Consider the following 23,223-nt stretch of genomic DNA (forward strand, 5'->3'; position numbering starts at 1 on the left):
TTCCTGCACCGTGGGACGGGACCTTGGCCGAACACGCGATCCGCGCGCTCACGCGTGTGTTCACCGACCAGGCACCCGCGCTCCGGGGTTTCTTCGCGCGCCGCGGCGCCAACGACGAAGCCGAAGACCTCGTCCAGGAAACCTACCTGCGCCTGCTGCGCGCGCACCAGGGCCAGGGCGAGCACATCGCCAATCCCGAGGCCTACCTGTTCACCGTCGCGCTCAACCTCGCGCGCGAACAGGCTGCACGCCGGCAGCGCACGCCGGTGCCCATGGAAGATGTGGAGCAGGTCGCCGCGCTGGTCACCAGCGTGGACGGCGTGGAGGATGCAACGGAGCGCGCGCAGCGCCGGCAACACATGCAGGCCCTGCTGGCCAGCCTGCCTGCGCGTACGCGCGCGGTGCTGGTGATGCAGTATCGCGACGGCCTGACCTACCGCCAGATCGGTGAACGCCTGGGCGTGTCTTCGCACATGGTGAAGAAGCACGTGGTGCGCGGCCTGGCCGTATGCCGTCGTGCGATGGGGGCCGCATGATGACCACGCCCCTGTTCCCTCCCGGTGCTGCCGCCGCCACCCGCGAAGCCGCCTACTGGCACGTGATGCAGCGCGAAGGCGCGCTGGCCCCCGCCGACCAGCAGCGCTTCATGGAATGGCTGGTGGCCTCGCCCGCGCACCTGCGCGAATACCTGGCCATCGCAAGCGTCGCCGCCGAGATCGGCGATGCCATACGCGGGCTGCCCGCGGAATCCGAGCAAGCGGGCACGCGCGACAACATCATCCCGCTGCCATTGCGCACCGCGCGTGTATCCGTCACGCGCGCGCCGCTGCGTCGCCTGCCACGCATCACCGCCGCGGCGGCCGTACTGCTGGGCATCGGCGTCGCCGTGCATGCAGCGCTGCCCAGCGCGCGCCACTACACCGCCGCACATGGCACGCCGCGCGTGGTCACGCTCGAAGACGGCACGGTGATGCACCTCAATGCGGAAAGCGACGTCACCGCAACCATCGGCCTGCTGCGCCGGCGCGTCGAACTGGCGCGCGGCCAGGCGAGTTTCATCGTGGCCGAAGATCGCCGCCCGTTCACCGTGCACGCGGCCGGACTGGAAGTACGCGACATCGGCACCACTTTCGACGTATCGCTGCAACGCGACCAGGCGCGCTTCGGCGTGGCCGAGGGGCGCATCCACGTGATCGACCGTGCGGGCAAGGGGCGGTTGCTCGCCGACCTGACGGCCGGACAATCCGCGCACGTGGCCCACGCCGACCGCAAGGTCAGTGTGGTGCAGGAAGATGTCGGCGCCATGACGGCGTGGTGGCAACGGCGCGTCGTGTTCCGCGACGAACCCCTGCGCGACATCGCCGACCGCTTCAACCGCATGAACACCGTGCGCCTGCGCGTGGACGACAGCGAGGCCGGCGCGCTGCGCCTGACCGGCAACCTGCGCGCGGACGACGTGGCGTCGTTGCGCGCCTTCCTGGACGAACAACCCACGCTCGCGGTCAGCGCCGATGCGCGCGAGATCCGCGTGCGTTCGCATCATGCACCCGCGCATGGTGCGTGGTGAAGCTGGCGCTGTAAGAAAAAATTCATGGGAAAACCGGTGCCCGATCGGCACCGTGGGCCCTCGTAGTGGGGGTGCGTGCGTGTTGTCGCGCGCCACCACCCCACTCCACCCGGACACCACGATGCGCCGACTCCTCGTTCTTTCCATCGCCCTGGCCCTGCAGACAGCGACCGCCCACGTCGCCGCCCAACAGGCGACCGTCGCGACCGACGTCATCCCCTCGCAATCGCTCGACAGCGCGCTCAATGCGCTGTCGCGGCAGACCGGACTGCAGTTCGTCTACAACGCACAGGCAGGCAATCCGCGCACGCGCGCCGTGCCCGCCGGCCTGTCGTCCGAGCAGGCCCTCACCCATCTCCTCGAAGGCACCGGCCTGCGCTTCCGCTATCTCAACGCCAGCACCGTCACCATCGAATCCGACGCTGCCAGTGCGCCCACCGTCCCGGCAACACCCGCATCGGCACCGGCCGCCCCCGCGCCCGTACCCACGGCACAGGCGGTGGATGCGCAGGAGCTGGAGAGCGTCACCGTGGTGGGCAGCTACAGCCGCAGCCTGGAACAGGCGGTGGACATCAAGCGCTACAACGTGGGCTTTTCCGACTCCATCGTCGCCACCGACGTGGCCGACTTCCCGGAGCAGAACCTTGCCGAGGCCCTGCAGCGCATGCCGGGCGTGACCATCGAACGCAACAAGGGCATGGGCAGCAAGGTCAACGTGCGCGGCCTTCCCTCCGAGTACACCCACGTATCGATCAACGATCTCGCCACCGCCTCCGGCAGCGGTGGGCGCGATGTCGAGTTCGACCTGTTCGCCTCGGAGATCATCCAGCAGGTCACCGTGCAGAAGTCGCCGACGGCAGCGGACGAGGAAGGCGGCATCGCCGGTTCGGTGGAGATCTCCACTGCACGTCCGTTCGACTACAACGGCCGCAAGATGGTCGCGTCCGCCGAAGGCGCGCACAACTCGATCTCGGAAGAGACCGATCCGAAGTTCGCCTTCCTGGCCAGCGATACCTGGGGCGACTGGGGTGCACTGGTGTCGTTCTCGCATGCCGAGCGCACCAACCGCACCGATTCGACCTCGGGCATCAACTTCCGCCCGATGTCGCGCTTCCTCGGCGCGTCGGGCACGCGCGGTTCGCAGGCCGAAGCCGTGATCGAGCGCGATACCGGCTGGGTGATCAACAACCGCGCCAATACCGCCGAGAGCAACCTGATCGTGTTCCAGGACAAGGTCGGCGACCGCGCGTACCTCAACGACCAGGAAAAGTGGGGCGCCACCGCTTCGCTGCAGTACAGGCCCAGCAGCACCTTCAGCCTGACCTTCGACGCCATGGTCGGCGGCTACGACACCACCGAGGACGAATACGACGCTGCGGCGTACTCGGCCTCCAGCCGCAGCACGCTGGAGACGATCCACGAGTACGATGCCACCACGCTGTCCGACTACGGCATGCTGGTGCTGCGCGACGTGTCGTACACCGCCACCCAGCATGAGTTCCTCAGCAAGGAGCGCATCAACGAAACCGACTACGGCCAGTACAGCCTTGCGCTGGACTGGAACAACGACCTCTGGGACGTGGAAGCGATGGCCGGCTACTCCGGTGCGGAGAAGACGCTGGACTATTCCAATCTGAAGCACGTCGCCTATGCGCCCTCCCGCACGCGCTGGACCGGCCGCAGCGGCGAGACGATCCCCAGCGCCAGCTCCGCCGGCTTCGACATGTACGGCTCGCCCGAGCGCTACCTGTTCGAGGCGTACGAGACCACGCTGGAGAAGATCAACGACGACAAGTACGCCGCCAAGGTGGACGTGACGCGCAAGCTCGAACTGCCCTTCCTGCCGGCCCTGCAGAACGTGCAGTTCGGCGCCCGTTACACCGATCGCAGCAAGGAACGCCAGTACGGCGAACTCAAGATCACCGGGCCGGGCCCCGGCGACACCTCATGGGTCAACACGCGCACGCTGGCGGACAGCCCGCTGCAGTGGATCGGCGACATCGTCCCCGGCGGCGCCTACAGCGTGAAGGACCTCGACTGGCAGCAGGTCTCCAACGATTTCGCACGCGGCTACTTCCGCTACCCCGGATTCTCCACGCCGTTCGACGATGCGCAGTACTACCGCGTCGACGAGGAGGTCGCCAGCCTGTACGCGATGGCGAACCTGGATTTCAACATCGGCCGGGTGCCGGTGACGGTGAATGCGGGCGCGCGCTATGTCGACACTTCGGTGGTGTCCTTCGGCTACCACCCGGTGCAGAACCCCGATGGCAGCACCGGCTACACGGATACGCCGGTTTCGAAGGACGGCGGCTACACCGACGTGCTGCCCAGCTTCAACCTGACCGCGGAACTGGCCGACGGCCTGCTGCTGCGCGCCGCGGGTTCCGAGACATTGATCCGCCCCTCGCTCAGCGACGTGGCCTACAAGCGCACGGCGAGCTGGAGCTCGTTCCGCTTCACCGATGGCAACCCGGACCTGAAGCCCACTTATGCCAAGCAGTGGGAGATCGGCCTGGAGAAGTACCTGGACAATGGCGGCCTGCTGGCGGCGTCGTACTTCCGCAAGAAGATCGATGGCGTGGTGGTCAGCGCATTGACGGGCGTGGTCGAGGACGTCGCGGTCTACAACGCCAACGGCACGCTCAACGGCTACTACGATTTCGACGTGTACCAGCCGGTGAACGCGAAGGGCTCGTACGACGTGGACGGCATCGAGCTGATCGCGAACCTCCCGCTGCGCGCGTTCCACGAGGCACTGGACGGCTTCGGCATCAATGCCAACTACACGATGCTGGACAGTTCGCTGGCCGGCGAATCCGACCTCGGCATCCGTACGCCGATGCCCGGCCTGGCGGAGAAGACCTGGAACTTCACCGCGTACTACGAGAACCAGCACTTCGATGCGCGCGTGTCGTACAACCACAAGGACGAGTACGTGGAGTCGATCGGCTACAACATGTATCCGATCTGGCGCGACGCCTACGGCCAGTTGGACATCTCGATCGGCTACAGGATCAACGACCACCTCAAGCTCAGCCTGAAGGGCATCAACATGACCGACGAGGAGACCAGCGGCTACACGATGGATCCCTCGTTCCCGACCATGTACGAGAAGTCGGGCCGTCGCATCAGCCTCGGCCTGCGCGCCGACTTCTGAGCGCCCGCGCCGCCCGTTCCGGGCGGCGCCTTCCTGTCCACGCCCGGGCCGCCGTTGCGGCGGCCCGGCACGTGCGGCGCGCGATGTCGCGCCCGTCCGAGGAGTCCACGATGTTGCGTCACCTGATCTGCCTGGGCCTGCTCGGCCTTTCTCCCGTCGTGCACGCGGAAGACGCCGACGCCGGCCGCGCGTGGCAAGCCGGCGACCACCACGTGCACAGCGAGTGGAGCGTGGACTGGGACCGCACCACCACCCCGCCCACGCCGATCCGGGGCGGCGATTCTCCCTACACACGCAGCCACAATGCCCGCCAGGCGCTGAGACACGGCCTTGCCTGGATGGTGCACACCGACCATGGCGGCCCCGGTCACTCCAGGGTGACGCAGGAACATGCATGGCCCGCACTCGAGCAGGCGCGCCGCGATGTTCCTTCGTTGATCCAGTTCAACGGCATGGAGTTCGATGTGCCCGGGGCCGAGCACGCCTCGCTGGTCATCGCCCCCGGCAAGCACGAGCGCGATGAACTGGTGGAGATCGAGCACCGCTTCAGCCGCAACGAACCCGTCGATGGCATCGCGCGCGATGACGGCCAGACCATGATCGATGCGCTGGCGCACATGCGCGCCCTGCCTGCACCACCGCTGATGTTCGTCAACCACCCCTCGCGCACCGCCACCGGCGTTGGCGCCTGGGGCGAGGTGGAGCCCACCGAACTGCGCGCGTGGCACGACACCGCACCACGCGTGCTGGTGGGCATGGAAGGCGCACCCGGCCACCAGGCCACGCGCACCGAACGCGGCCTGTATCGCAACGCCGCCGCACCCACCTTCGGCGGCTTCGACCAGATGACCACGCAGGTCGGAGGCGTGTGGGACACGCTGCTCGCGGAAGGCCGCCGCTTCTGGATCACGGCCTCCTCCGATTCGCACGAAAACCTGCGCGACGGCGGGCGCGACTACGACCCGGGCGAATACAGCAAGACCTATGTGTGGGCACGACGCGACGCGCGCGACATCCTCGACGGCCTGCGCCATGGCCGCATGTTCGCGGTCACGGGCGATGTGATCGATGCACTGGAACTGACGGTCCGCGCAACGGGCCGGGACTCGCGCACAGCGACGCTGGGCGACACGCTGGCGATGCCGCCGGGCACGACGATGCGCATCGAGCTGCGGGTGCGGCAACCGGCGCGGCCCAACCACCATGGCGAACATCCGTCGCTGGCGCAGCTGGAGCTGATCGTCGGCACGTCCGGCGAGGATGGCACGCCACGCATGCAGAGCAGGCGCTGGACCGCCGGCACGTGGCGCACCGACGGGCCCTGGCGCATCGTCACCTGGGACCTGCCGGTTCCCGCGCGCGGCGCGTTCGTGCGTGCACGCGGCAGCAACACGCTGGAGACGACGCCGCTCGCGGACGTGCCTGGCGAGGATCCCTGGCGGGACCTGTGGTTCTATTCCAACCCCGTGTTCGTCGATACCGGCGACCAAGCGTCGGAGACTCACTAGCGGGACAGCGCGCATTCACGCCCCCGTGTGACCCCGCGCGCAGTTCGCCGCGAGCAGCTTGCGTACGTTGACGCCATCTTTCCAAACCGCGCGCAACACTGCATGCGTGGTCGGCGCCGCAGCAGCGGCAATCCGGATCCAGGTGAACAGCCACGGCGACCACAAGGGTACCGTTGTACGAAGCCCTAGCTTCGTCCAGCTTGGCTGCAAGTGCGTCCCCGTCGAAGGATCGCTGGCGCGGTACCCTCTTCATGATGCAGGACATTCCGCACTCACAACCGATGCATCCTTCTCCCTGCGAAGCGGGGAGAAGGTGGCCGAAGGCCGGATGAGGGGCAAGCGCGACATGTCCGGTCGGTGACAGCTTCACTCGGTGCAGTGGCCCTGTGCCCCACCACCTAGTACGCGACGGCGCGGCCTGCATCGGGAGAGGCGCGCTTCATACGTTCGGTGGCAGCGGCAGACGTGCGTGCGGAGCGGGGTCGCATCGTGGCGCAAGCGATTGCAACTGGCAGAACGTGGCGTCGTAGGCGGCCACTTCCTCCTGGTACTGGCACAGTGCACGGAACGGACTGCGCGCGGACAGCGCCTGTGCGGTCGCACGCAGGCGTTCGCCGTCGGGATGGGTCTGTACCAGCGCCGCCACCCACACGGTGAGGGCTTCGAGTTGGCCGGTGGTGCGGGCGTCGCTGGTTTCCAGGCGATCCAGCAGGTTGTGCAGGTGGGTTTGCGAGTACAACAGCATGGGGCATGACATCCGGTGAGTGATCACCGCGGCCTGGCCCCTGTTCCAGCGCGTTGGTTTTCCCTGTTCACGGGCGTCACAACGCGCTCCGGCCAAACCGGTGGGGCCGGAGTCAGGCGCCGTTGGGGAAGGCGTGACTTCCGGCCTATGGATGCCACAGGATCAGGCGAGGTGGGTGCGCAGATCCACGTCGGCCACCTTGTCCTGGTAGTCCTCCTTCGGGTCCACGCCGAACAGCAGCTTCACGCCGGCCAGCAGGCTCTGCTCGTTGAGCCATATCTCCGCGTGCTCGGCATCGAAGCGCAGCAGCGCCAGCTTCGGATCATCCTTGCCACCCTCATACCACGCGGCGACGAAGGGGTTCCACAAGCGATCGATCACGCCACGGTCGTCATCGCGGACCAGCATGCCCTGCAGGCTGGCGAACACGTCGTGCCCCATCGACGCGAACGTGGCCAATGCCCGCTGCGGTGATCGCGTGCGCTGGGCAAGCTGGTTGTCGGTGGCGGTGAAAATCCACAACGGACCGCGGCCTTCATGTTCCAGCAGCGCTGTCATCGGCCGCGTATGGCCCTCCTCCGCACCATCCAGCCCCAGCATCAACGTGCGATCGGACTTGACTGCTTTCCAGAGCTTCTTTTCCAGTTCTTCGGGGGTATGCATGGCGCGACTCCTTTCTCTTCATCGTGGATGCCTGCAACCTAAAGCGGATGATGTGGTGCGCCCGTCAAGATCGCCCGCCATCCGTCAGCCCGCCGTCATGTTTGTGGCGCAGGCGTCACGGGCACTGCACTGGAACATGAATGCGCAATGCGGATTTCACCTGTCGTTCGCGACTGGCCGCGCACGCTCGCGTGGCGCTACCCACCAAGGAGATTCGACATGAATACCCCTCGCCTCCTGCTGTCGCTGGGCCTGATGTCGGTGATGTCGGCCGCCGCAGCACAGACGTACGGCCCGGAAGACGAAGGCCGCCGCTTCAGCGACGGCAGCAAGGTCGTCTGCAAGAACGTGGAAGTGCAGAAGAACAGCAAGGACCCCAACCGCGTGGCGGGCACGGCCATCGGTGCGGTCGTGGGCGGCCTGCTGGGCAACCAGGTCGGCAGCGGCAGCGGCAAGAAAGTCGCCACGGTCGGCGGTGCCGTAGCCGGTGGTGCCATCGGCCGCAAGGTGCAGGGCAACAGCCAGGAGGACAAGGGCGACCGCATCGTCGAACGCCGTTGCGAGCGCGTGTACCGCTAGGCTCACCGCCCGCAGGACAGGTGCCGACAGGCGCCCGTGGCGACGAGGCCGCGGGCGCTTTTTTTTTTCAGTCATCCCGCAGCGTCATCGGACGAGAAGTGCGTCGCGCTTCGCCCGACGGAACGGCACCGGGGCCAAGGCCGGTCGGATGTCGTCGGGCCAGAGACCCGGATCCCTGCGGCTTCCATGCTCGCCGCCCTGGCATGGGCGCCGTCAGGACACCAGCTGCAGCCGAAGTTCCTTCGGCAGGGCGAAGACCATGTTCTCGGGCTCGCCTGCGAGTTCGCTGACGCCGCCCGCGCCGAGGTCGCGCAGGCGCTGGATGACGCCTTCGATCAGCACATCGGGCGCTGAGGCGCCGGCCGTCACGCCGATGCGCCGCTTGCCCTCGATCCAGCGCGGGTCGATCTCGTGCGCACCGTCGATCAGGTACGACTCCACGCCATCGCGCTCGGCCAGCTCGCGCAGGCGGTTGGAGTTGGAGCTGTTGGGCGAACCCACGACGAGGACCAGATCGCATTCCTTGGCCAGATCGCGCACGGCGTCCTGGCGATTCTGCGTGGCGTAGCAGATGTCGTCGTTCTTCGGCCCATGGATCGCCGGGAAGCGCGCCTGCAGTGCCTGGATGATGCCCACGGTGTCGTCCACCGACAGCGTGGTCTGGGTGGTGTAGAAGAGGTTGTCGGGCTGGCTCACTTCGAGCGTGGCGACATTGTCGATGTCTTCCACCAGGTAGATGCTGCCGGCACCGCCTTCTCGGCTCCACTGCCCCATCGTGCCTTCCACCTCGGGATGGCCGGCATGGCCGATCAGCACCACGTCGCGGCCTGCACGGCAGTGGCGCGCGACCTCCAGGTGCACCTTGGTGACCAGCGGACAAGTGGCGTCGAACACCTTCAGGCCACGTCGCGCGGCTTCGCCGCGTACCGCCTGCGACACGCCGTGTGCACTGAAGATGACGGTCGCGCCGTCCGGCACTTCGTCCAGTTCCTCGACGAAGATCGCGCCGCGCTGCTTCAGGTCATCGACGACGAAGCGGTTGTGCACCACTTCATGCCGCACGTAGATCGGCGCGCCCAGCGTCTCGATGGCGCGCTTGACGATCTCGATGGCACGGTCGACGCCGGCACAGAAACCACGGGGATTGGCGAGCAGGACGTCCATAAACCGATATTACCGAAGGCGGAGAAATGAAAAGATGAATCTGTTGCCGGTGCCGATCCCGCGTGGCACCTGCGCCCCTCTCCCGCCTGCGGAAGAGGGGAACGGGGTAAGGGCAGACCGCCGCGACGCGTTTCGTAGGGTGGGCCCTGGCCCACCGTGTTGATGCGTCATCGCGCGGCGGGCCAGGGCCCGCCCTACGCGGTCTTCTTCTTGCCCTCGAACAACCCGAACAGCGCAATGCCGATGGCCCCGCCCACCACCGCGCAATCCGCGATATTGAACGCCGGCCAGAAGTGGTCCCGCCAGTGCCACTGGATGAAGTCGATCACGTGGCCGTGGATCTGGCGGTCGATGACGTTGCCCAGCGCGCCGCCGATCACCAGTGCGTATGGCAACGCCTGGCGCCAGTCGCCGCGGCGCGTGCGCGACAGCCAGAAGCCGAGCAGGCCGCTGATGCACACCGCCAGCACGGTGAAGAACCACAACTGCCAGCCACCGGCATCGGCGAGGAAGCTGAAGGCGGCGCCAGTGTTGTAGGTGCGGTACCAGTTCCAGAAGCCCTCGATCACCGGGATGGCGGTGTATTCCGGCAGCGACGCCAGCACCCAGGCCTTGGACCACTGGTCAAGGCCGATCACCACGGCCGACAACAGCAGCCAGATCAGCGCGTTGGGTTTGGGATGTTTGCTCATCATGTTCCTATTGGAAGAAACCTGTAGGAGGGGCTTCAGCCCCGATGCTCCGATGGCGGGCAGTCGGGGCTGAAGCCCCTCCTACAGGGAGATATCAGAACCACACCCGGTCTTCGCCGGCGCCGTCGATGTTGCTGACGCAGCGGCCGCACAGCTCCGGATGCCCGGCATGCGCGCCGACATCGGCGCGGTAGTGCCAGCAGCGCACGCACTTGCTCTTGGTGGTCGGCGTGGCCAGCACGAAGACCTCGTCGGCACTGACCTCGGAGACGGTGACGTCGCCGCTGATGAACAGGAAGCGCAGCTCCTCCGCGAGCGGCTGCCACTTCGCTGCCTTGATCGCGCTCACCGACACGGCGATCTCGGCTTCCAGTGCGGCACCGATCAGGCCGTTGGCGCGCATCGGCTCCAGCACCTTCGCCACCTGCTCGCGCAACGCGAGCAGTTCGTCGAAGTCGGCGGCATTCAGTGCCGCGCCCTCCGGCAGCGGCGCAAGGCCGTCGTACCAGGTGGCGAACAGCACGTTGCCGGCGTGTTCGCCGGGCAGGTACGCCCACATCTCGTCGGCGGTGAAGGTGAGCACCGGCGCCACCCATCGCACGAAGGCTTCGGCGATGCGGTACATCGCGCTCTGCGCGCTGCGCCGCCCGCGCGAATCCTCGCGCATGGTGTACAGGCGGTCCTTGGTGACGTCCAGGTACAGCGAACCGAGGTCGACGCTGCAGAAGTTCAGCAGGGCCTGCACGATCTCGGCGAAGTCGTAGCGCTCGTAGGCGGCCTTGATCCTTTCCTGCAGCTCGAAGGCGCGGTGCACGATCCAGCGGTCCAGCGCGACCATGTCGTCCACCGCGACCAGATCGCGCGCCGGGTCGAAGCCGTTGAGGTTGCTGAGCAGGAAGCGCGCGGTGTTGCGCAGGCGCCGGTAGGCATCGGCGTTGCGCTTGAGGATTTCCTGCGACAGCGACATCTCGTTGCTGTAGTCGGCACTGGCGATCCACAGGCGCAGGATGTCCGCGCCCAGGGTCTTCATGATGTCCTGCGGCTCGATGCCGTTGCCCAGCGACTTGGACATCTTGCGGCCGTGCTCGTCCACGGTGAAGCCGTGGGTGAGGCATTGCTTGTACGGGGCCGCCTTGTCGATCGCCACGCCTGTGAGCAGCGAGGACTGGAACCAGCCGCGGTGCTGGTCGGAGCCTTCCAGGTACAGGTCGGCCGGCTTGCCGATGCCGCGCTCCAGCAACACCGCTTCGTGGGTGACGCCGGAGTCGAACCAGACATCGAGGATGTCGGTGATCCTGTCGTAATCCTTCGACTCGTCGCCCAGCAGTTCGGCCGCGTCCAGCGTGTACCAGACATCGACGCCGCCCTGCTCCACCCTGTCGGCGACCACGCGCATCAGTTCGACGCTGCGCGGATGCGGTTCGCCGGTTTCGCGATGCACGAACAAGGCGATCGGCACGCCCCAGGTGCGCTGGCGCGAGATGGTCCAGTCCGGGCGCCCATCCACCATGCCGGCGATGCGGGCCTCGCCCCACTGCGGGAACCAGCCGACCTGCTTGATCGCCTCGAGCGCATCGGCACGCAGGTTGGCCTGCTCCATCGAGATGAACCACTGCGGCGTGGCGCGGAACGCGATGGGCGTCTTGTGGCGCCAGCAGTGCGGGTAGCTGTGTTCCAGCCTGCTGAAGGCGAGCAGCGTGCCGTCCTGCTTCAGCACGTCGACGATCGTGTCGTTCGCCTTCCAGATGTGCAGGCCGGCCAGTTCGACGCCATGCGCGGCCGGCGTCGACGGCAGGTAGACGCCGCGGCCATCGACCGGATTGAGCTGGGCGGCGGTGTACTTGTCGAGCAGACCGTACTGTTTGCTGACGACATAGTCCTCCTGGCCGTGGCCGGGCGCGGTGTGCACGGCGCCGGTACCGTCCTCGGCCGACACGTGGTCGCCCAGCAGCACGGGGATGTCGCGCGTGTCGTAAAACGGATGCGCGAACAGCAGGCCTTCCAGCGCACTGCCCTTCACGCGCGCATGCACGACCACGTCGGTGACGCCGTAGCGCTGCAGCGCGCGCGCAGCCAGCGCATCGGCCAGCACCAGCCAGCGGCGCCTGCCGTCGTGCGCAGGGCCTTCGACCAGCGCGTACTCCAGTTCGCCACCGACCGAGATCGCCAGCGAGGCCGGCAGCGTCCACGGGGTCGTGGTCCAGATCGGCAGGGCGACTTCGACATCGGCCGGCACCGTGGTGCCGAACGCCTTCGCCACCGCCTGCGTGTCGCGCGCAGCGTAAGCCACGTCCACCGCCGGCGAGACCTTGTCGGCGTATTCGATCTCGGCCTCGGCCAGCGCCGAGCCGCAGTCGAAGCACCAGTGCACGGGCTTCACGCCGCGGGTCAGGTGGCCGTTGGCGACGATCTTGGCCAGCGCGCGGATCTCGTTGGCTTCGAAGCGGAAATCGAGCGTCTTGTACGGGTTGTCCCAGTCACCGGTCACACCCAGGCGCTTGAAGTCCTTGCGCTGGATGTCGATCTGCGACTCGGCGTACTCGCGGCACTTCTGGCGGAACTCGACCGCGTCCAGCTTCACGCCGACCTTGCCGTACTTCTTCTCGATGGCGATCTCGATCGGCAGGCCATGGCAGTCCCAGCCCGGGATGTACGGCGCATCGAAGCCGGCCAGGTACTTCGACTTGACGATGATGTCCTTGAGGATCTTGTTGACCGCGTGGCCGAGATGGATCGCGCCGTTGGCGTACGGCGGACCATCGTGCAGCACGAACAGCGGGCGACCCTTCGCGTTGTCGCGCAAGCGGGCGTACAGGCCTTCGCTTTCCCAGCGGGCCAGCGTGTCGGGTTCGCGCTTGGGCAGGTCACCGCGCATCGGGAAGTCCGTCGCGGGCAGATGGAGGGTGGCTTTGTAATCCTGGCTCACGCCGTCACTCGTTCTTTGTGTTCGGAAAGGAGGGCGCGCGCCTGGTCGGCATCGCGATGCATCTGCTCGGTAAGGCTGGGCAGATCGGGGAATTTCAGTTCGTCGCGCAGCTTGGCGACGAACTCGACTTCGATATGGCGCCCGTAGAGGTCACCGGCGAAGTCGAACAGGTGGGCTTCCAGCAACGGCTCCACGCCGTCCACTGTCGGCCGCGTGCCGAAACTGGACACCGACGGCCAGGGCTTGTCGCCAACGCCGTGTACCCAGGTGGCGTAGATGCCGGACAAGGCCGGCGTCTTCGGAAAGCGCAGGTTGGCGGTGGGAAAGCCGAGCGTGCGGCCGAGCTGCTTGCCGCGCACGACGCGGCCGCCGATCGCATACGCCCGACCCAGCAGGCGGGTGGCGGTGGTGAAGTCGCCGCTCTTCAGCGCTTCACGGATGCGGGTGCTGGAGACGCGGTCGCCCTGGGCGTGCACAGGCTCGATTTCGCCGGCGCTGAAACCCAGTTCGCTCCCCATCGCCTGCAGGAGGGCGAGGTCGCCACCGCGACGGTGGCCGAAACGGAACTCCGGGCCGATCCATACTTCGCGTGCCGCCAGGCGACCGACCAGCAGCGTGCGGACGAAGTCTTCGGCCGACATGGCCGAGAGTTTCGCGTCGAAACGCAGCAGGCCGACATGATCGGCACCCAGGTCGAGCAGGCCTTCGACTTTGGCCCGGGCCAGGGTCAGCCTCGGCGGCGGGTTGTCCCTGGCGAAGAACTCGCGCGGCAGCGGCTCGAAGGTGACCACCACCGCCGGCACGCCCAGCGCACGGGCACGCGTCACCGCATGCCGCACCAGCGCACGGTGGCCCGAGTGGAGGCCATCGAAGGCGCCGACGCAGACCACGCTACCGTGCGGGCACAGAGACCCGCCATCGACGTCACGGAACAGCCTGCTCATGGATTCCTGTCTGAAGGTCGACCATGCAAGGCCGGACCGGGATTGCGTCGCAAGACCTTGAAGTATAGCCGCCCGGGCCAGCTTCAATGCCCACGCAGGTCACGTGGACGGATGCCCTGCAGCCAGAGCAGGCCGCCGTAGAGCGCGCCGCCTGCGCCCACCGTCACCGCCAGGCGCCACCCTCGTTCCCACCATGCCCAAGCCGACCAGTCCGGCCAGGCCAGCCGGAATGCCAGCACCACCAGCGTCATGGCGAATGTCGCCACACCGATCTGGCGGAGGAAGCGACCCCACCCCGGCTGGCGGCGATAGACGCCTGCCTTCCGCAGCAGCCAGGCCAGTTGCAACGCATTGACCCAGCCGGCGATGGCGATGGCCAACGCCAGCAGCGCGTGGGCGCCCTGCACTTGGCCCAGCGCATTCTTCAGGTTGCCACCGGCCGCCTCCAGCGCCTGGCGGCCGGGCTCCGTGCCGTAGAGCATCGCGGCGAAGAACAGCAGCGTGCACAGCGCATTGGTCAGAACCGCCACGATCGCGGCCTTCACCGGGGTGCGGGTGTCCTGGCGCGAATAGAACGCCGGTGCCAGCACTTTCACCAGCAGGAAGGCAGGCACGGCGATGGACTGGGCCATCAGACTCCAGCTGGCCATCTGCACGTCCGTGGCATCGAACTGGCCGTACTGGAACAGCGTCGACAGAAGCGGCTGGGCGCACAGGACCAACCCGGCGCAGGCCGGCAGGCCGATCAGCAGGCAAAGCCGGAAACCCCAGTCCAGACCCTTCGAGTAACCGTCCGGGTCGGTTTCGGCATGGCGGCTGGACAGGTGCGGCAGGATCACCGTGCCGATGGCGACGCCGAACATGCCCAGCGGGAATTCCAGCAGGCGGTCGCTGTAGTACAGCCAGCTGACACTGCCGCTGACCAGCAGCGCGGCAATCCATGTATTGAGCAGCAGGTTGAACTGGGTCACCGAGGAGCCGAACAGCGTCGGCACCATCAGGGTCAGGATCCTGCGCACGCCGGCATGAGCGAAGTCCAGCCGCGGGCGCGGCAGCAGGCCGAGCCGGAACAGCGACGGCAACTGGAACCCCAACTGCAGTACGCCGGCGATGAACACGCCCCACCCCAGCACCATCACCGAACTGCCGAACCAGTGCTTGGCGGACAGCGCCGCCGAGATCATCGCCACATTCAGCAGTACCGGCGACAGCGCCGGGACGGCGAAACGCTGGTAGCTGTTGAGCACAGCGCCGACCAGCGACGCCAGCGAGATGAACAGCGCGTAGGGGAACGTGATGCGCAGCAGGTCGGTCAGCATCGCCATCTGCGCCGCATCGAAGTTCGGCGCGATCAGGCGGGCGATCTGCGGCGCCAGCAGGATGACGATGGCGGTCAGCACCATTAGCGCGGCCGCCAGGGTGCCGGCCACCCGATCGACCAGAGCCTTGACCTCCTGCGCGCTGCGGGTGGCCTTGTACTCGGCCAGCACCGGGACGAAGGCCATCGAGAACGACCCTTCGGCCGAGAGCCGCCGCATGAAATTGGGGATCCGGAACGCCACGAAGAAGGCATCCATCATCCCGCCCGCTCCGAAGACGTGGGCGTAGACCTGGTCCCGGACCAGTCCCGAGAGCCGGGACAGGAAGGTCATGGAGCTGAAGACGGCGGCCGAACGCAGCAACCTGCCGCTCATCGCCCCCCCTTTTCCCGGGGACGACCCAGGTTGACGCAACCCATTGAATGCCCCATAATTTCCGGCTCTATTACCCGTCTTCCGTTCACCCCCTGAATTCTCTCAGGTATTCACCAGGAATCCCACTGTGGCCAATATCAAGTCCGCCAAGAAGCGCGCCAAGCAGACCGTCGTGCGCAACGCGCGCAACGCCGGCCAGCGTTCGATGCTGCGCACCGCCGTCAAGAAAGTCCTGAAGGCGCTCGACGCCAACGACGCCGCCGGCGCCCAGGCCGCGTTCGTCACGGCCCAGCCGATCCTCGACCGCCTGAGCTCGCGCGGCCTGATCCACAAGAACAAGGCCGCCCGCCACAAGAGCCGCCTGAACGCCCGCATCAAGGCCCTGCAAGCGGCCTGATTCACGGCGGTATGCAACGCGAAGACACGGAAGCCCGCCGCAAGGCGGGTTTCTTTTTGCCTGCCCGTCAATGCCGGGATGCCGGAACCGTAAGGTCGCCAACCACGCCGAAAAAACCCGCCTTCCGGCGGGCTTATTTTTCTCAGCCCTCGCGGGCGGCCTCGTCGGCCTCTTCCTTCAGGCGGTCGAAGAACGCCATCACGTCCTTCATGATAGGCCAGGTACCCTCGCGGGAAATGGCGGATACCTGATACCAAGGCTGGGTCCAGCCCAGGCTGGCGATGATCTCGGCCGCGCGCTCTTTCGCCTCGTCCTCGAACATCAGGTCGGCCTTGTTGAGTACCAGCCAGCGTGGCTTCTGCAGCAGTTCGGGATCATGCTTCTCGAGTTCGCGCTCGATGGCGCGGACCTGCTCGACCGGATCGATGCCGTCCACGCCGCCTTCCATCGGCGCCATGTCCACCAGGTGCAGCAGGATGCGCGTGCGCTGCAGGTGACGCAGGAACGTCGCACCCAGGCCCGCACCGTCGGCGGCGCCTTCGATCAGGCCCGGGATGTCCGCGATCACGAAACTCCGGTGCGCTTCCACGCTGACCACGCCGAGGTTCGGGTACAGCGTGGTGAACGGATAGTCGGCCACCTTCGGCGTCGCCGCCGACACCGCGCGGATGAAGGTGCTCTTGCCGGCGTTGGGGAAGCCGAGCAGGCCGACATCGGCCAGCAGCTTCAGTTCCAGCTTCAGCAGGCGCTCCTCGCCCTCTTCACCCGGCGTCGCCTTGCGCGGCGCACGGGTGATCGAGCTCTTGAAATGCATGTTGCCCAGCCCGCCCTTGCCGCCCTTGGCCACCAGCAGGCGGTCGCCGTGCCGGGTAAGGTCACCGATCACTTCATCGGTACTGACATTGGTCACCACCGTGCCCACGGGCACGGTGATGGTCAGGTCTTCGCCGGCCTTGCCGTACATCTGCCGACCCATGCCGTTCTCGCCACGCTGGGCGCGGAACTGGGTCTGGTGGCGGAAGTCGACCAGGGTGTTGAGATTCTCGTCGGCCTGCAGCCAGACGCTGCCGCCGTTACCACCATCACCTCCGTCCGGCCCACCCAGCGGAATGAACTTCTCGCGGCGGAACCCCACGCAACCGTTGCCGCCGTTGCCGGCGCCGATCTGGATTTCTGCTTCGTCTACGAGTTTCATGGGATTGGACTGACGTAATGGGGGGGGGGGAAGGTGCAACAGGTGCGTGAAGCGGGGTTGAAGCCAGGGCGTTGAAAACATGCCGCAGCCGCAACCACGGTGCCCGCAAACGAAAAGCCCCGCACGCGGCGGGGCCCTTCGCTCGGCGTGCGCGAAAGCCTCAGGCTTCCGTTACCACGCTCACGGTGCGGCGCTTCTTGGCGCCCTTGATCGAGAACTCGACCTTGCCATCGACCAGCGCGAACAGCGTGTGGTCGCGGCCCAGGCCGACGCCCGGACCCGGATGGAACTGGGTGCCACGCTGGCGGATGATGATGTTGCCCGCATCGATCGCCTGACCACCAAAGACCTTGACGCCCAGCATCTTCGGGTTGGAGTCGCGGCCGTTGCGCGATGAGCCTACGCCCTTTTTATGTGCCATGACTGCTTCTCCTTACTTGTTGATGCCGGTGATTTCGATTTCGGTGTAATGCTGCCGGTGACCCTGGCGCTTCATGTGGTGCTTGCGGCGGCGGAACTTGATGATGCGCACCTTGTCGGCGCGGCCATGGCCGACAACCTTCGCGGTGACGGTGGCGCCCTTCAGGGCGTCGCCCAGGCTGATGGTCTCGCCATCGCCCAGCATCAGGATGTTGTCGAAGGTGAGTTCGTTGCCGGCTTCGGCTTCGAGCTTCTCGACGCGGAGCGTCTCGCCCTTCATCACGCGGTACTGCTTACCGCCCGTGACTACGACTGCGTACATGTGGATTCCTTGGTTTCTGTAGTTATTTTCTGGAGCCTGCCTGCCATCGAGGGCGGACAGAAGCGGAATTTTAGTGGATTCAGCGAGTTACGGTCAACCCGTTCCCCGTCCCGACCAGCCTCCGGCTCCCCGGGGACTTCCTTCACGGACAGGGAATGTCCGCATTGGCGCGCAGACTGGCGCCTGATGGCGGTAACAGGTCCCGCCGGCAACGGGGCGGACCATTGTAGATCAATGACTTGGATGGATCGCCCCCACCGTGGCCCTGCTTGCGGACGGCGGTCGCGGGCACGGCGGCAGCCTGGCCCACCCGACCGGCTGCCCGGCTGACTGAGCGCCCACCCGAACCCGCTGCTTCGCTGGCAATGGCGCTATTTGCCCCCACCTAGGCAGATCGCTACGCTTCCTTGTTCGCTTTCCGGATCCCCCCACCCGATGGCCATGGACTTCATCCGCATCCGCGGAGCCCGTACCCACAACCTCAAGAACATCGATCTAGACCTGCCGCGCGACAAGCTGATCGTGATCACCGGCCTGTCCGGTTCCGGCAAGTCGTCGCTGGCGTTCGACACCATCTACGCCGAGGGTCAGCGCCGCTACGTGGAATCGCTGTCCGCGTACGCGCGGCAGTTCCTGTCGGTGATGGAGAAGCCCGACGTCGACCACATCGAGGGCCTGTCGCCGGCGATCTCGATCGAACAGAAGTCGACCAGCCACAACCCGCGTTCGACCGTCGGCACGATCACCGAGATCTACGACTACCTGCGCCTGCTGTACGCCCGCGTCGGCCTGCCGCGCTGCCCGGACCACGGCTATCCGCTGGAGGCGCAGACCGTCAGCCAGATGGTCGACCAGGTGCTGGCCCTCGACGGCGAGCAGCGCTACATGCTGCTGGCACCGGTGATCCGCGAGCGCAAGGGCGAACATGCGCAGGTGTTCGACCAGCTGCGCGCGCAGGGCTTCGTGCGCGTTCGCGTCGATGGTGAGTTGCACGAGATCGACGCCGTGCCGCCGCTGGCGCTGCGCCAGAAGCACACCATCGAAGCCGTGATCGATCGCTTCCGTCCGCGCGAAGACCTCAAGCAGCGTCTGGCGGAAAGTTTCGAGACCGCGCTGAAGCTGGGCGACGGCATGGCGCAGGTGATGTCGCTCGACCAGCCCGACGCGGCCCCGCTGCTGTTCTCGTCGAAATATTCCTGCCCGGTCTGCGATTACTCGCTGCCGGAACTGGAACCGCGCCTGTTCTCGTTCAACTCGCCGGTCGGCGCCTGCCCCACGTGCGACGGCCTGGGCGTGGCGCAGTTCTTCGACCCCTCGCGCGTGGTCGTGCATCCGGAGCTGTCGCTGGCCGCCGGTGCCGTACGCGGCTGGGATCGTCGCAATGCTTACTACTTCCAGCTGATCGCATCGCTGGCCAAGCATTACCAGTTCGACACCGACGCGCCGTGGCAGTCGCTGCCGGAGAAAGTGCAGCAGGCGGTGCTGTATGGCAGTGGCGAAGAGGTGATCACCTTCACCTACCTCACCGAATCGGGCGGGCGCACGCAGCGCAAGCATCGCTTCGAGGGCATCGTGCCGAACCTGGAGCGCCGCTATCGCGAGACGGAATCGCCGGCCGTGCGCGAGGAACTGGCGAAGTACATCAGCGATCGTCCCTGCCCCGATTGCCAGGGCGCACGCCTCAACAAGTCCGCGCGCAACGTGTTCGTCGCCGACCGTCCGCTGCCGTCGCTGGTGGTACTGCCGGTGGACGAAGCGCTGGCGTTCTTCCGCGGCCTCGACCTGCCCGGCTGGCGCGGTGAGATCGCCACCAAGATCGTCAAGGAAATTGCCGAACGCCTGGGATTCCTGGTCGACGTGGGCCTGGATTACCTGACGCTGGAACGAAAGGCCGACACACTTTCCGGCGGTGAAGCGCAGCGCATCCGCCTGGCCTCGCAGATCGGCGCCGGCCTGGTCGGCGTGATGTACGTGCTGGACGAACCCAGCATCGGTCTGCACCAGCGCGACAACGAACGGCTGCTCGGTACGCTGACGCGCCTGCGTGATCTCGGCAACACCGTGATCGTGGTGGAGCACGATGAGGACGCCATTCGCATGGCCGACTACGTGCTGGACATCGGACCGGGTGCCGGCGTGCACGGCGGCGAGATCGTCGGCCAGGGCACCCTGGACGACCTGCTGAAGTCGCCGCGCTCGCTGACCGGACAGTACCTGTCCGGCAAGCGCCAGATCGAAGTGCCGAAGGCGCGCCACAAGGCGAACCCGAAGATGACGCTGCACCTGCGCGGCGCCACCGGCAACAACCTGAAGGACGTGGACCTGGACATCCCGTCGGGGCTGTTCACCTGCATCACCGGCGTATCGGGTTCGGGCAAGTCCACGCTGATCAACGACACGCTGTACTCGCTGGCCGCCAACGAGATCAACGGCGCCTCGCACAAGCCGGCACCGTACCGTGAAGTGACCGGCTTGGACCTGTTCGACAAGGTCGTCGACATCGACCAGTCGCCGATCGGCCGCACACCACGTTCCAATCCGGCGACCTACACGGGGCTGTTCACGCCGCTGCGCGAACTGTATGCGCAGGTGCCGGAGTCGCGCGCGCGCGGCTACTCGCCGGGACGTTTCAGCTTCAACGTGCGTGGCGGCCGCTGCGAGGCCTGCCAGGGCGACGGCATGATCAAGGTGGAGATGCACTTCCTGCCCGACGTGTACGTGCCCTGCGATGTCTGCCACGGCAAGCGCTACAACCGCGAGACACTGGAAATCCTCTACAAGGGCTACAACATCAACGACGTGCTGGAAATGACGGTCGAGGATGCGCTGACCCTGTTCGAGCCGGTGCCGTCGATCGCGCGCAAGCTGGAAACGCTGATGGACGTGGGCCTCAGCTACATCAAACTGGGCCAGAGCGCGACCACGCTGTCCGGCGGTGAAGCGCAGCGCGTGAAGCTGTCGAAGGAACTCTCGCGCCGCGACACCGGCCGCACGCTGTACATCCTGGATGAGCCGACCACCGGCCTGCACTTCCACGACATCGAGCACCTGCTGGCCGTGTTGCACAAGCTGCGCGACGACGGCAACACCATCGTGGTGATCGAGCACAACCTGGACGTCATCAAGACCGCCGACTGGGTGGTGGACCTGGGGCCGGAAGGTGGCCATCGCGGCGGCCAGATCCTGGCCACCGGCACGCCGGAAGACATCGCGGCGCATCCCGGTTCGCACACCGGACGCTTCCTCGCCAAGCTGCTGCCGGAATCGAAGACGCCCAAGGCCAGCAAGCCGGCCGCGGTCGCCAAGCCTGACGTACTACCCCCGCGCAAGTCCGCCACCAAGAAAACCACCAAGTCCACGACGAAGAAGGCCGCACGATGAGCGCCACTCCCGATGCCAACGACGCTGGCCGAAAACTGCTGGCGAAGATCCCGATCAGCGTGCGCTGGCGCGACATGGACAGCATGGGCCACGTCAACAACGCCAAGTACATCTCGTACCTGGAAGAAGCACGCGTGCGCTGGATGCTGACGGTGCCGGACGTGTCGATGACGGACCGCATCGCACCGGTCGTGGCCGCCAACAACATCAACTACAAGCGCCCGCTGACCTGGCCGAACGACGTGGTGGTGGAACTCTACGTCGACCGCCTGGGCACCAGCAGCGTGACCATCGGCCACCGCATCGTGTCGGCGAAGGACGACAGCGTGCTGTATTCCGACGGCAACGTGGTGGTGGTGTGGATGGACACGCAGACCGGCCACAGCGCGCCACTGCCGGCGGCGATCCGCGCGGTGTCGGAATAACGGCGCTCTTGGCCCCCTGCAGGAGCGACGTAAGTCGCGACCGGAATCTTCCTGGGACAGTGGATGCAAAAGGCTATCCAATTGCTTCCGTCTACGCTGGTCCATGCTTCCGGTTCTGCCGCGTCGCTTCAGGTCCGCGGTCGCGACTCACGTCGCTCCTATAGGAATCGACGCGCTCAGGGCGCGGTCTTGCGCACGTCGAACGCGACGGGCAGTGAACGCCCGTCGGCCAGCCTCAGCGTGATCACGACTTTCTCGCCAGCCGCTATCGGCGCGTAAGAGCCATGCAGCATCAGATGCAGCCCGCCGGGCTTCAGTTCGACGGCCTTGCCGTGCGCGATGGGCAGCGTGGCCACTTCGCGCATGCGGCTGACGCCGTTTTCCTCGCGCGTCTCGTGCAGCGACACGTCGGCGAAGGCCAGGCTTTCGGCACCGGTGACGCTCACCTGCTTCGCGCAGGGATTCTCGATGCGGGCGAAGCCCGCCATCATCGGCATCGCGACCGGTGGCAGGCGCACCCAGGCCCCCTTCACCACGGGCAGGCACTCCGCCGCATTGGCGGAGCCCATGCAGGCGATCAACAGCGCGGACAGGCGGATCGTTCCGGAGCGACGGTTCATGCGCCTATGATACTGGCCTGACTTCAGGGAGAGGATGAATGACGGCGCTCATCGACACCACCGATCACGGCGACATCCGCGAGATCCGCCTCGCCCGGCCGCCGGTCAATGCCTTGAATACCGACCTGTGCCGCGCATTGATCGAGGCGATCAACCACGCGATGGACGATGGCGCGCGCGGCATCGTGCTGGCCGGCAACCCGAAGATCTTCTCTGCCGGCATGGACGTTCCCTATCTGCTCTCGCTGGGCGACAACCGCAAGGCGCTTCTCGATGCCTGGCAGGCATTCTTCGGCGCGGCGCGCACGCTGGCCGAATCACGGGTACCGGTGGTGGCGGCCATCACCGGCCACGCGCCGGCCGGCGGCTGCGTCCTGGCGCTGTGCTGCGACTATCGCGTGATGGCGCGCAGCGCGGATCCCGCCCGTCCCTTCGCGCTCGGTCTCAACGAGACCCAGGTGGGGCTGGTGGTACCGGAGGGCATCCAGCGCCTGATGCGTCGCGTGGTCGGGAACTACCGCGCGGAACGCCTGCTGGTCGCGGGCGAAATGGTGCCCGCCGAACGTGCGATCGACATCGGCCTGGTGGACGAACTGGTCGATCAGCAGGAGGTTGTCGCCCGTTCCGTGGCCTGGCTGCAGCAACTGCTGGGCCTGCCGCACCACCCGATGCTGCAGACGCGCGCCCTCGCCCGCCGCGACCTGGTCGAGGCCCTGGACCCTTCCCTGATCCAGCTGGAACGCTTCGTCGATGCATGGCATGCGCCCGATACGCAGCAGGCGTTGCGCGCTCTGGTGGACAAGCTGAAGAAGTGAGGCGTC

20 protein-coding genes are annotated in these 23,223 nt (G+C 66.6%); 9 read left to right on the forward strand and 11 right to left on the reverse strand.

The features are described 5' to 3' along the window. Positions 1 to 23: 23 nt before the first annotated feature. The 4 genes from ACIPRS_RS02995 to ACIPRS_RS03010 all read left to right on the forward strand — a co-directional run bounded on the left by ACIPRS_RS02995 (position 24) and on the right by ACIPRS_RS03010 (position 6,235). Positions 24 to 536 (forward strand): RNA polymerase sigma factor, encoded by a 513-nt coding sequence (locus tag ACIPRS_RS02995; protein WP_337730247.1) that lies wholly within the window; start codon positions 24 to 26, stop codon positions 534 to 536. Further along, entirely contained in the window at positions 533 to 1,567 is a 1,035-nt protein-coding gene (locus ACIPRS_RS03000) for a FecR family protein (RefSeq protein ID WP_446537463.1), read from the forward strand. Before ACIPRS_RS02995 ends, ACIPRS_RS03000 begins: the two co-directional genes overlap by 4 nt. 121 nt (positions 1,568 to 1,688) lie before the next feature. After that, on the forward strand, positions 1,689 to 4,727 hold the full coding sequence (locus ACIPRS_RS03005; protein WP_446537464.1) for a TonB-dependent receptor: 3,039 nt from the start codon (positions 1,689 to 1,691) through the stop codon (positions 4,725 to 4,727). A 110-nt stretch (positions 4,728 to 4,837) separates the two neighbouring features. Beyond that, positions 4,838 to 6,235 (forward strand): hypothetical protein, encoded by a 1,398-nt coding sequence (locus ACIPRS_RS03010; protein WP_446537465.1) that lies wholly within the window; start codon positions 4,838 to 4,840, stop codon positions 6,233 to 6,235. Positions 6,236 to 6,674: 439 nt separating this feature from the next. On the opposite strand, the gene ACIPRS_RS03015 is transcribed toward ACIPRS_RS03010, so the two are convergent. Together ACIPRS_RS03015 and ACIPRS_RS03020 are read right to left on the reverse strand one after the other, a co-directional pair. Then, positions 6,675 to 6,980: a hypothetical protein gene (locus ACIPRS_RS03015; protein WP_337730251.1), complete on the reverse strand. Its 306-nt coding sequence runs from the start codon at positions 6,978 to 6,980 to the stop codon at positions 6,675 to 6,677. Between the two features lie 162 nt (positions 6,981 to 7,142). Continuing rightward, positions 7,143 to 7,643, reverse strand: a complete 501-nt coding sequence (locus tag ACIPRS_RS03020; protein ID WP_192200633.1) for a pyridoxamine 5'-phosphate oxidase family protein — start codon at positions 7,641 to 7,643, stop codon at positions 7,143 to 7,145. 219 nt (positions 7,644 to 7,862) lie between these two features. Here ACIPRS_RS03020 and ACIPRS_RS03025 point away from each other — a divergent pair, with 219 nt between their 5' ends. Then, the gene (locus ACIPRS_RS03025; RefSeq protein ID WP_192200632.1) at positions 7,863 to 8,222 is read left to right on the forward strand and encodes a glycine zipper 2TM domain-containing protein; all 360 of its coding nucleotides are present in this window, start codon (positions 7,863 to 7,865) and stop codon (positions 8,220 to 8,222) included. A 213-nt stretch (positions 8,223 to 8,435) separates the two neighbouring features. Here the strand turns inward: ACIPRS_RS03025 and ispH are convergent, their stop codons facing one another. From ispH to murJ, 5 genes are all read right to left on the reverse strand, one after another. Continuing rightward, positions 8,436 to 9,386, reverse strand: coding sequence for a 4-hydroxy-3-methylbut-2-enyl diphosphate reductase (ispH, locus tag ACIPRS_RS03030; protein WP_446537466.1), 951 nt, complete (start codon positions 9,384 to 9,386; stop codon positions 8,436 to 8,438). Between the two features lie 194 nt (positions 9,387 to 9,580). After that, positions 9,581 to 10,078, reverse strand: a complete 498-nt coding sequence (gene lspA, locus ACIPRS_RS03035; protein ID WP_337730868.1) for a signal peptidase II — start codon at positions 10,076 to 10,078, stop codon at positions 9,581 to 9,583. Positions 10,079 to 10,172: 94 nt separating this feature from the next. After that, complete coding sequence (ileS, locus tag ACIPRS_RS03040; protein ID WP_446537467.1) at positions 10,173 to 13,004, reverse strand: isoleucine--tRNA ligase; 2,832 nt, start codon at positions 13,002 to 13,004, stop codon at positions 10,173 to 10,175. Further along, positions 13,001 to 13,948, reverse strand: coding sequence for a bifunctional riboflavin kinase/FAD synthetase (locus ACIPRS_RS03045; protein ID WP_446537468.1), 948 nt, complete (start codon positions 13,946 to 13,948; stop codon positions 13,001 to 13,003). The genes ileS and ACIPRS_RS03045 overlap by 4 nt, the downstream gene beginning before the upstream one ends. A gap of 83 nt (positions 13,949 to 14,031) precedes the next feature. After that, positions 14,032 to 15,642, reverse strand: coding sequence for a murein biosynthesis integral membrane protein MurJ (gene murJ, locus ACIPRS_RS03050; RefSeq protein WP_446537469.1), 1,611 nt, complete (start codon positions 15,640 to 15,642; stop codon positions 14,032 to 14,034). A 127-nt stretch (positions 15,643 to 15,769) separates the two neighbouring features. Between murJ and rpsT the strand changes: the two genes are divergently transcribed. Next, positions 15,770 to 16,039: a 30S ribosomal protein S20 gene (gene rpsT, locus ACIPRS_RS03055; RefSeq protein WP_192200626.1), complete on the forward strand. Its 270-nt coding sequence runs from the start codon at positions 15,770 to 15,772 to the stop codon at positions 16,037 to 16,039. Between the two features lie 142 nt (positions 16,040 to 16,181). Here the strand turns inward: rpsT and cgtA are convergent, their stop codons facing one another. The 3 genes from cgtA to rplU form a co-directional block, all read right to left on the reverse strand. Then, on the reverse strand, positions 16,182 to 17,234 hold the full coding sequence (gene cgtA, locus ACIPRS_RS03060) for an Obg family GTPase CgtA (RefSeq protein WP_446537470.1): 1,053 nt from the start codon (positions 17,232 to 17,234) through the stop codon (positions 16,182 to 16,184). Positions 17,235 to 17,394: 160 nt separating this feature from the next. Continuing rightward, positions 17,395 to 17,655, reverse strand: coding sequence for a 50S ribosomal protein L27 (gene rpmA, locus ACIPRS_RS03065; RefSeq protein ID WP_142123858.1), 261 nt, complete (start codon positions 17,653 to 17,655; stop codon positions 17,395 to 17,397). A 12-nt stretch (positions 17,656 to 17,667) separates the two neighbouring features. Then, positions 17,668 to 17,976, reverse strand: coding sequence for a 50S ribosomal protein L21 (rplU, locus tag ACIPRS_RS03070; protein WP_055935657.1), 309 nt, complete (start codon positions 17,974 to 17,976; stop codon positions 17,668 to 17,670). 435 nt (positions 17,977 to 18,411) lie between these two features. Between rplU and uvrA the strand changes: the two genes are divergently transcribed. Next, complete coding sequence (gene uvrA / locus ACIPRS_RS03075; RefSeq protein WP_192200624.1) at positions 18,412 to 21,357, forward strand: excinuclease ABC subunit UvrA; 2,946 nt, start codon at positions 18,412 to 18,414, stop codon at positions 21,355 to 21,357. Further along, positions 21,354 to 21,782 carry an acyl-CoA thioesterase gene (locus tag ACIPRS_RS03080; protein WP_337730258.1) on the forward strand — a complete coding sequence of 143 codons (429 nt, stop codon included), beginning with the start codon at positions 21,354 to 21,356 and terminating at the stop codon, positions 21,780 to 21,782. Before uvrA ends, ACIPRS_RS03080 begins: the two co-directional genes overlap by 4 nt. Positions 21,783 to 21,958: 176 nt before the next feature. Here ACIPRS_RS03080 and ACIPRS_RS03085 read toward each other — a convergent pair whose 3' ends face one another. Beyond that, a complete protein-coding gene (locus ACIPRS_RS03085) occupies positions 21,959 to 22,402 on the reverse strand; it encodes a copper chaperone PCu(A)C (protein ID WP_446537471.1) in 444 nt (147 codons plus the stop codon). A gap of 38 nt (positions 22,403 to 22,440) precedes the next feature. Between ACIPRS_RS03085 and ACIPRS_RS03090 the strand changes: the two genes are divergently transcribed. Next, positions 22,441 to 23,217, forward strand: a complete 777-nt coding sequence (locus ACIPRS_RS03090; RefSeq protein WP_446537472.1) for an enoyl-CoA hydratase/isomerase family protein — start codon at positions 22,441 to 22,443, stop codon at positions 23,215 to 23,217. Positions 23,218 to 23,223 lie beyond the last annotated feature (6 nt).

The organism is Pseudoxanthomonas sp. LARHCG66 (genome assembly GCF_052871755.1).

Bases quoted from the DNA above. Each gene is read 5' to 3' on its own strand.
- ACIPRS_RS03000 (WP_446537463.1), top strand. From the start codon at position 533: ATGATGACCACGCCCCTGTTCCCTCCCGGTGCTGCCGCCGCCACCCGC.
- ACIPRS_RS03005 (WP_446537464.1), top strand. From the start codon at position 1,689: ATGCGCCGACTCCTCGTTCTTTCCATCGCCCTGGCCCTGCAGACAGCG.
- ACIPRS_RS03010 (WP_446537465.1), top strand. From the start codon at position 4,838: ATGTTGCGTCACCTGATCTGCCTGGGCCTGCTCGGCCTTTCTCCCGTC.
- ACIPRS_RS03015 (WP_337730251.1), bottom strand. From the start codon at position 6,980: ATGCTGTTGTACTCGCAAACCCACCTGCACAACCTGCTGGATCGCCTG.
- ACIPRS_RS03020 (WP_192200633.1), bottom strand. From the start codon at position 7,643: ATGCATACCCCCGAAGAACTGGAAAAGAAGCTCTGGAAAGCAGTCAAG.
- ACIPRS_RS03025 (WP_192200632.1), top strand. From the start codon at position 7,863: ATGAATACCCCTCGCCTCCTGCTGTCGCTGGGCCTGATGTCGGTGATG.
- ispH (WP_446537466.1), bottom strand. From the start codon at position 9,386: ATGGACGTCCTGCTCGCCAATCCCCGTGGTTTCTGTGCCGGCGTCGAC.
- lspA (WP_337730868.1), bottom strand. From the start codon at position 10,078: ATGAGCAAACATCCCAAACCCAACGCGCTGATCTGGCTGCTGTTGTCG.
- ACIPRS_RS03045 (WP_446537468.1), bottom strand. From the start codon at position 13,948: ATGAGCAGGCTGTTCCGTGACGTCGATGGCGGGTCTCTGTGCCCGCAC.
- murJ (WP_446537469.1), bottom strand. From the start codon at position 15,642: ATGAGCGGCAGGTTGCTGCGTTCGGCCGCCGTCTTCAGCTCCATGACC.
- cgtA (WP_446537470.1), bottom strand. From the start codon at position 17,234: ATGAAACTCGTAGACGAAGCAGAAATCCAGATCGGCGCCGGCAACGGC.
- rpmA (WP_142123858.1), bottom strand. From the start codon at position 17,655: ATGGCACATAAAAAGGGCGTAGGCTCATCGCGCAACGGCCGCGACTCC.
- rplU (WP_055935657.1), bottom strand. From the start codon at position 17,976: ATGTACGCAGTCGTAGTCACGGGCGGTAAGCAGTACCGCGTGATGAAG.
- uvrA (WP_192200624.1), top strand. From the start codon at position 18,412: ATGGCCATGGACTTCATCCGCATCCGCGGAGCCCGTACCCACAACCTC.
- ACIPRS_RS03080 (WP_337730258.1), top strand. From the start codon at position 21,354: ATGAGCGCCACTCCCGATGCCAACGACGCTGGCCGAAAACTGCTGGCG.
- ACIPRS_RS03085 (WP_446537471.1), bottom strand. From the start codon at position 22,402: ATGAACCGTCGCTCCGGAACGATCCGCCTGTCCGCGCTGTTGATCGCC.
- ACIPRS_RS03090 (WP_446537472.1), top strand. From the start codon at position 22,441: ATGACGGCGCTCATCGACACCACCGATCACGGCGACATCCGCGAGATC.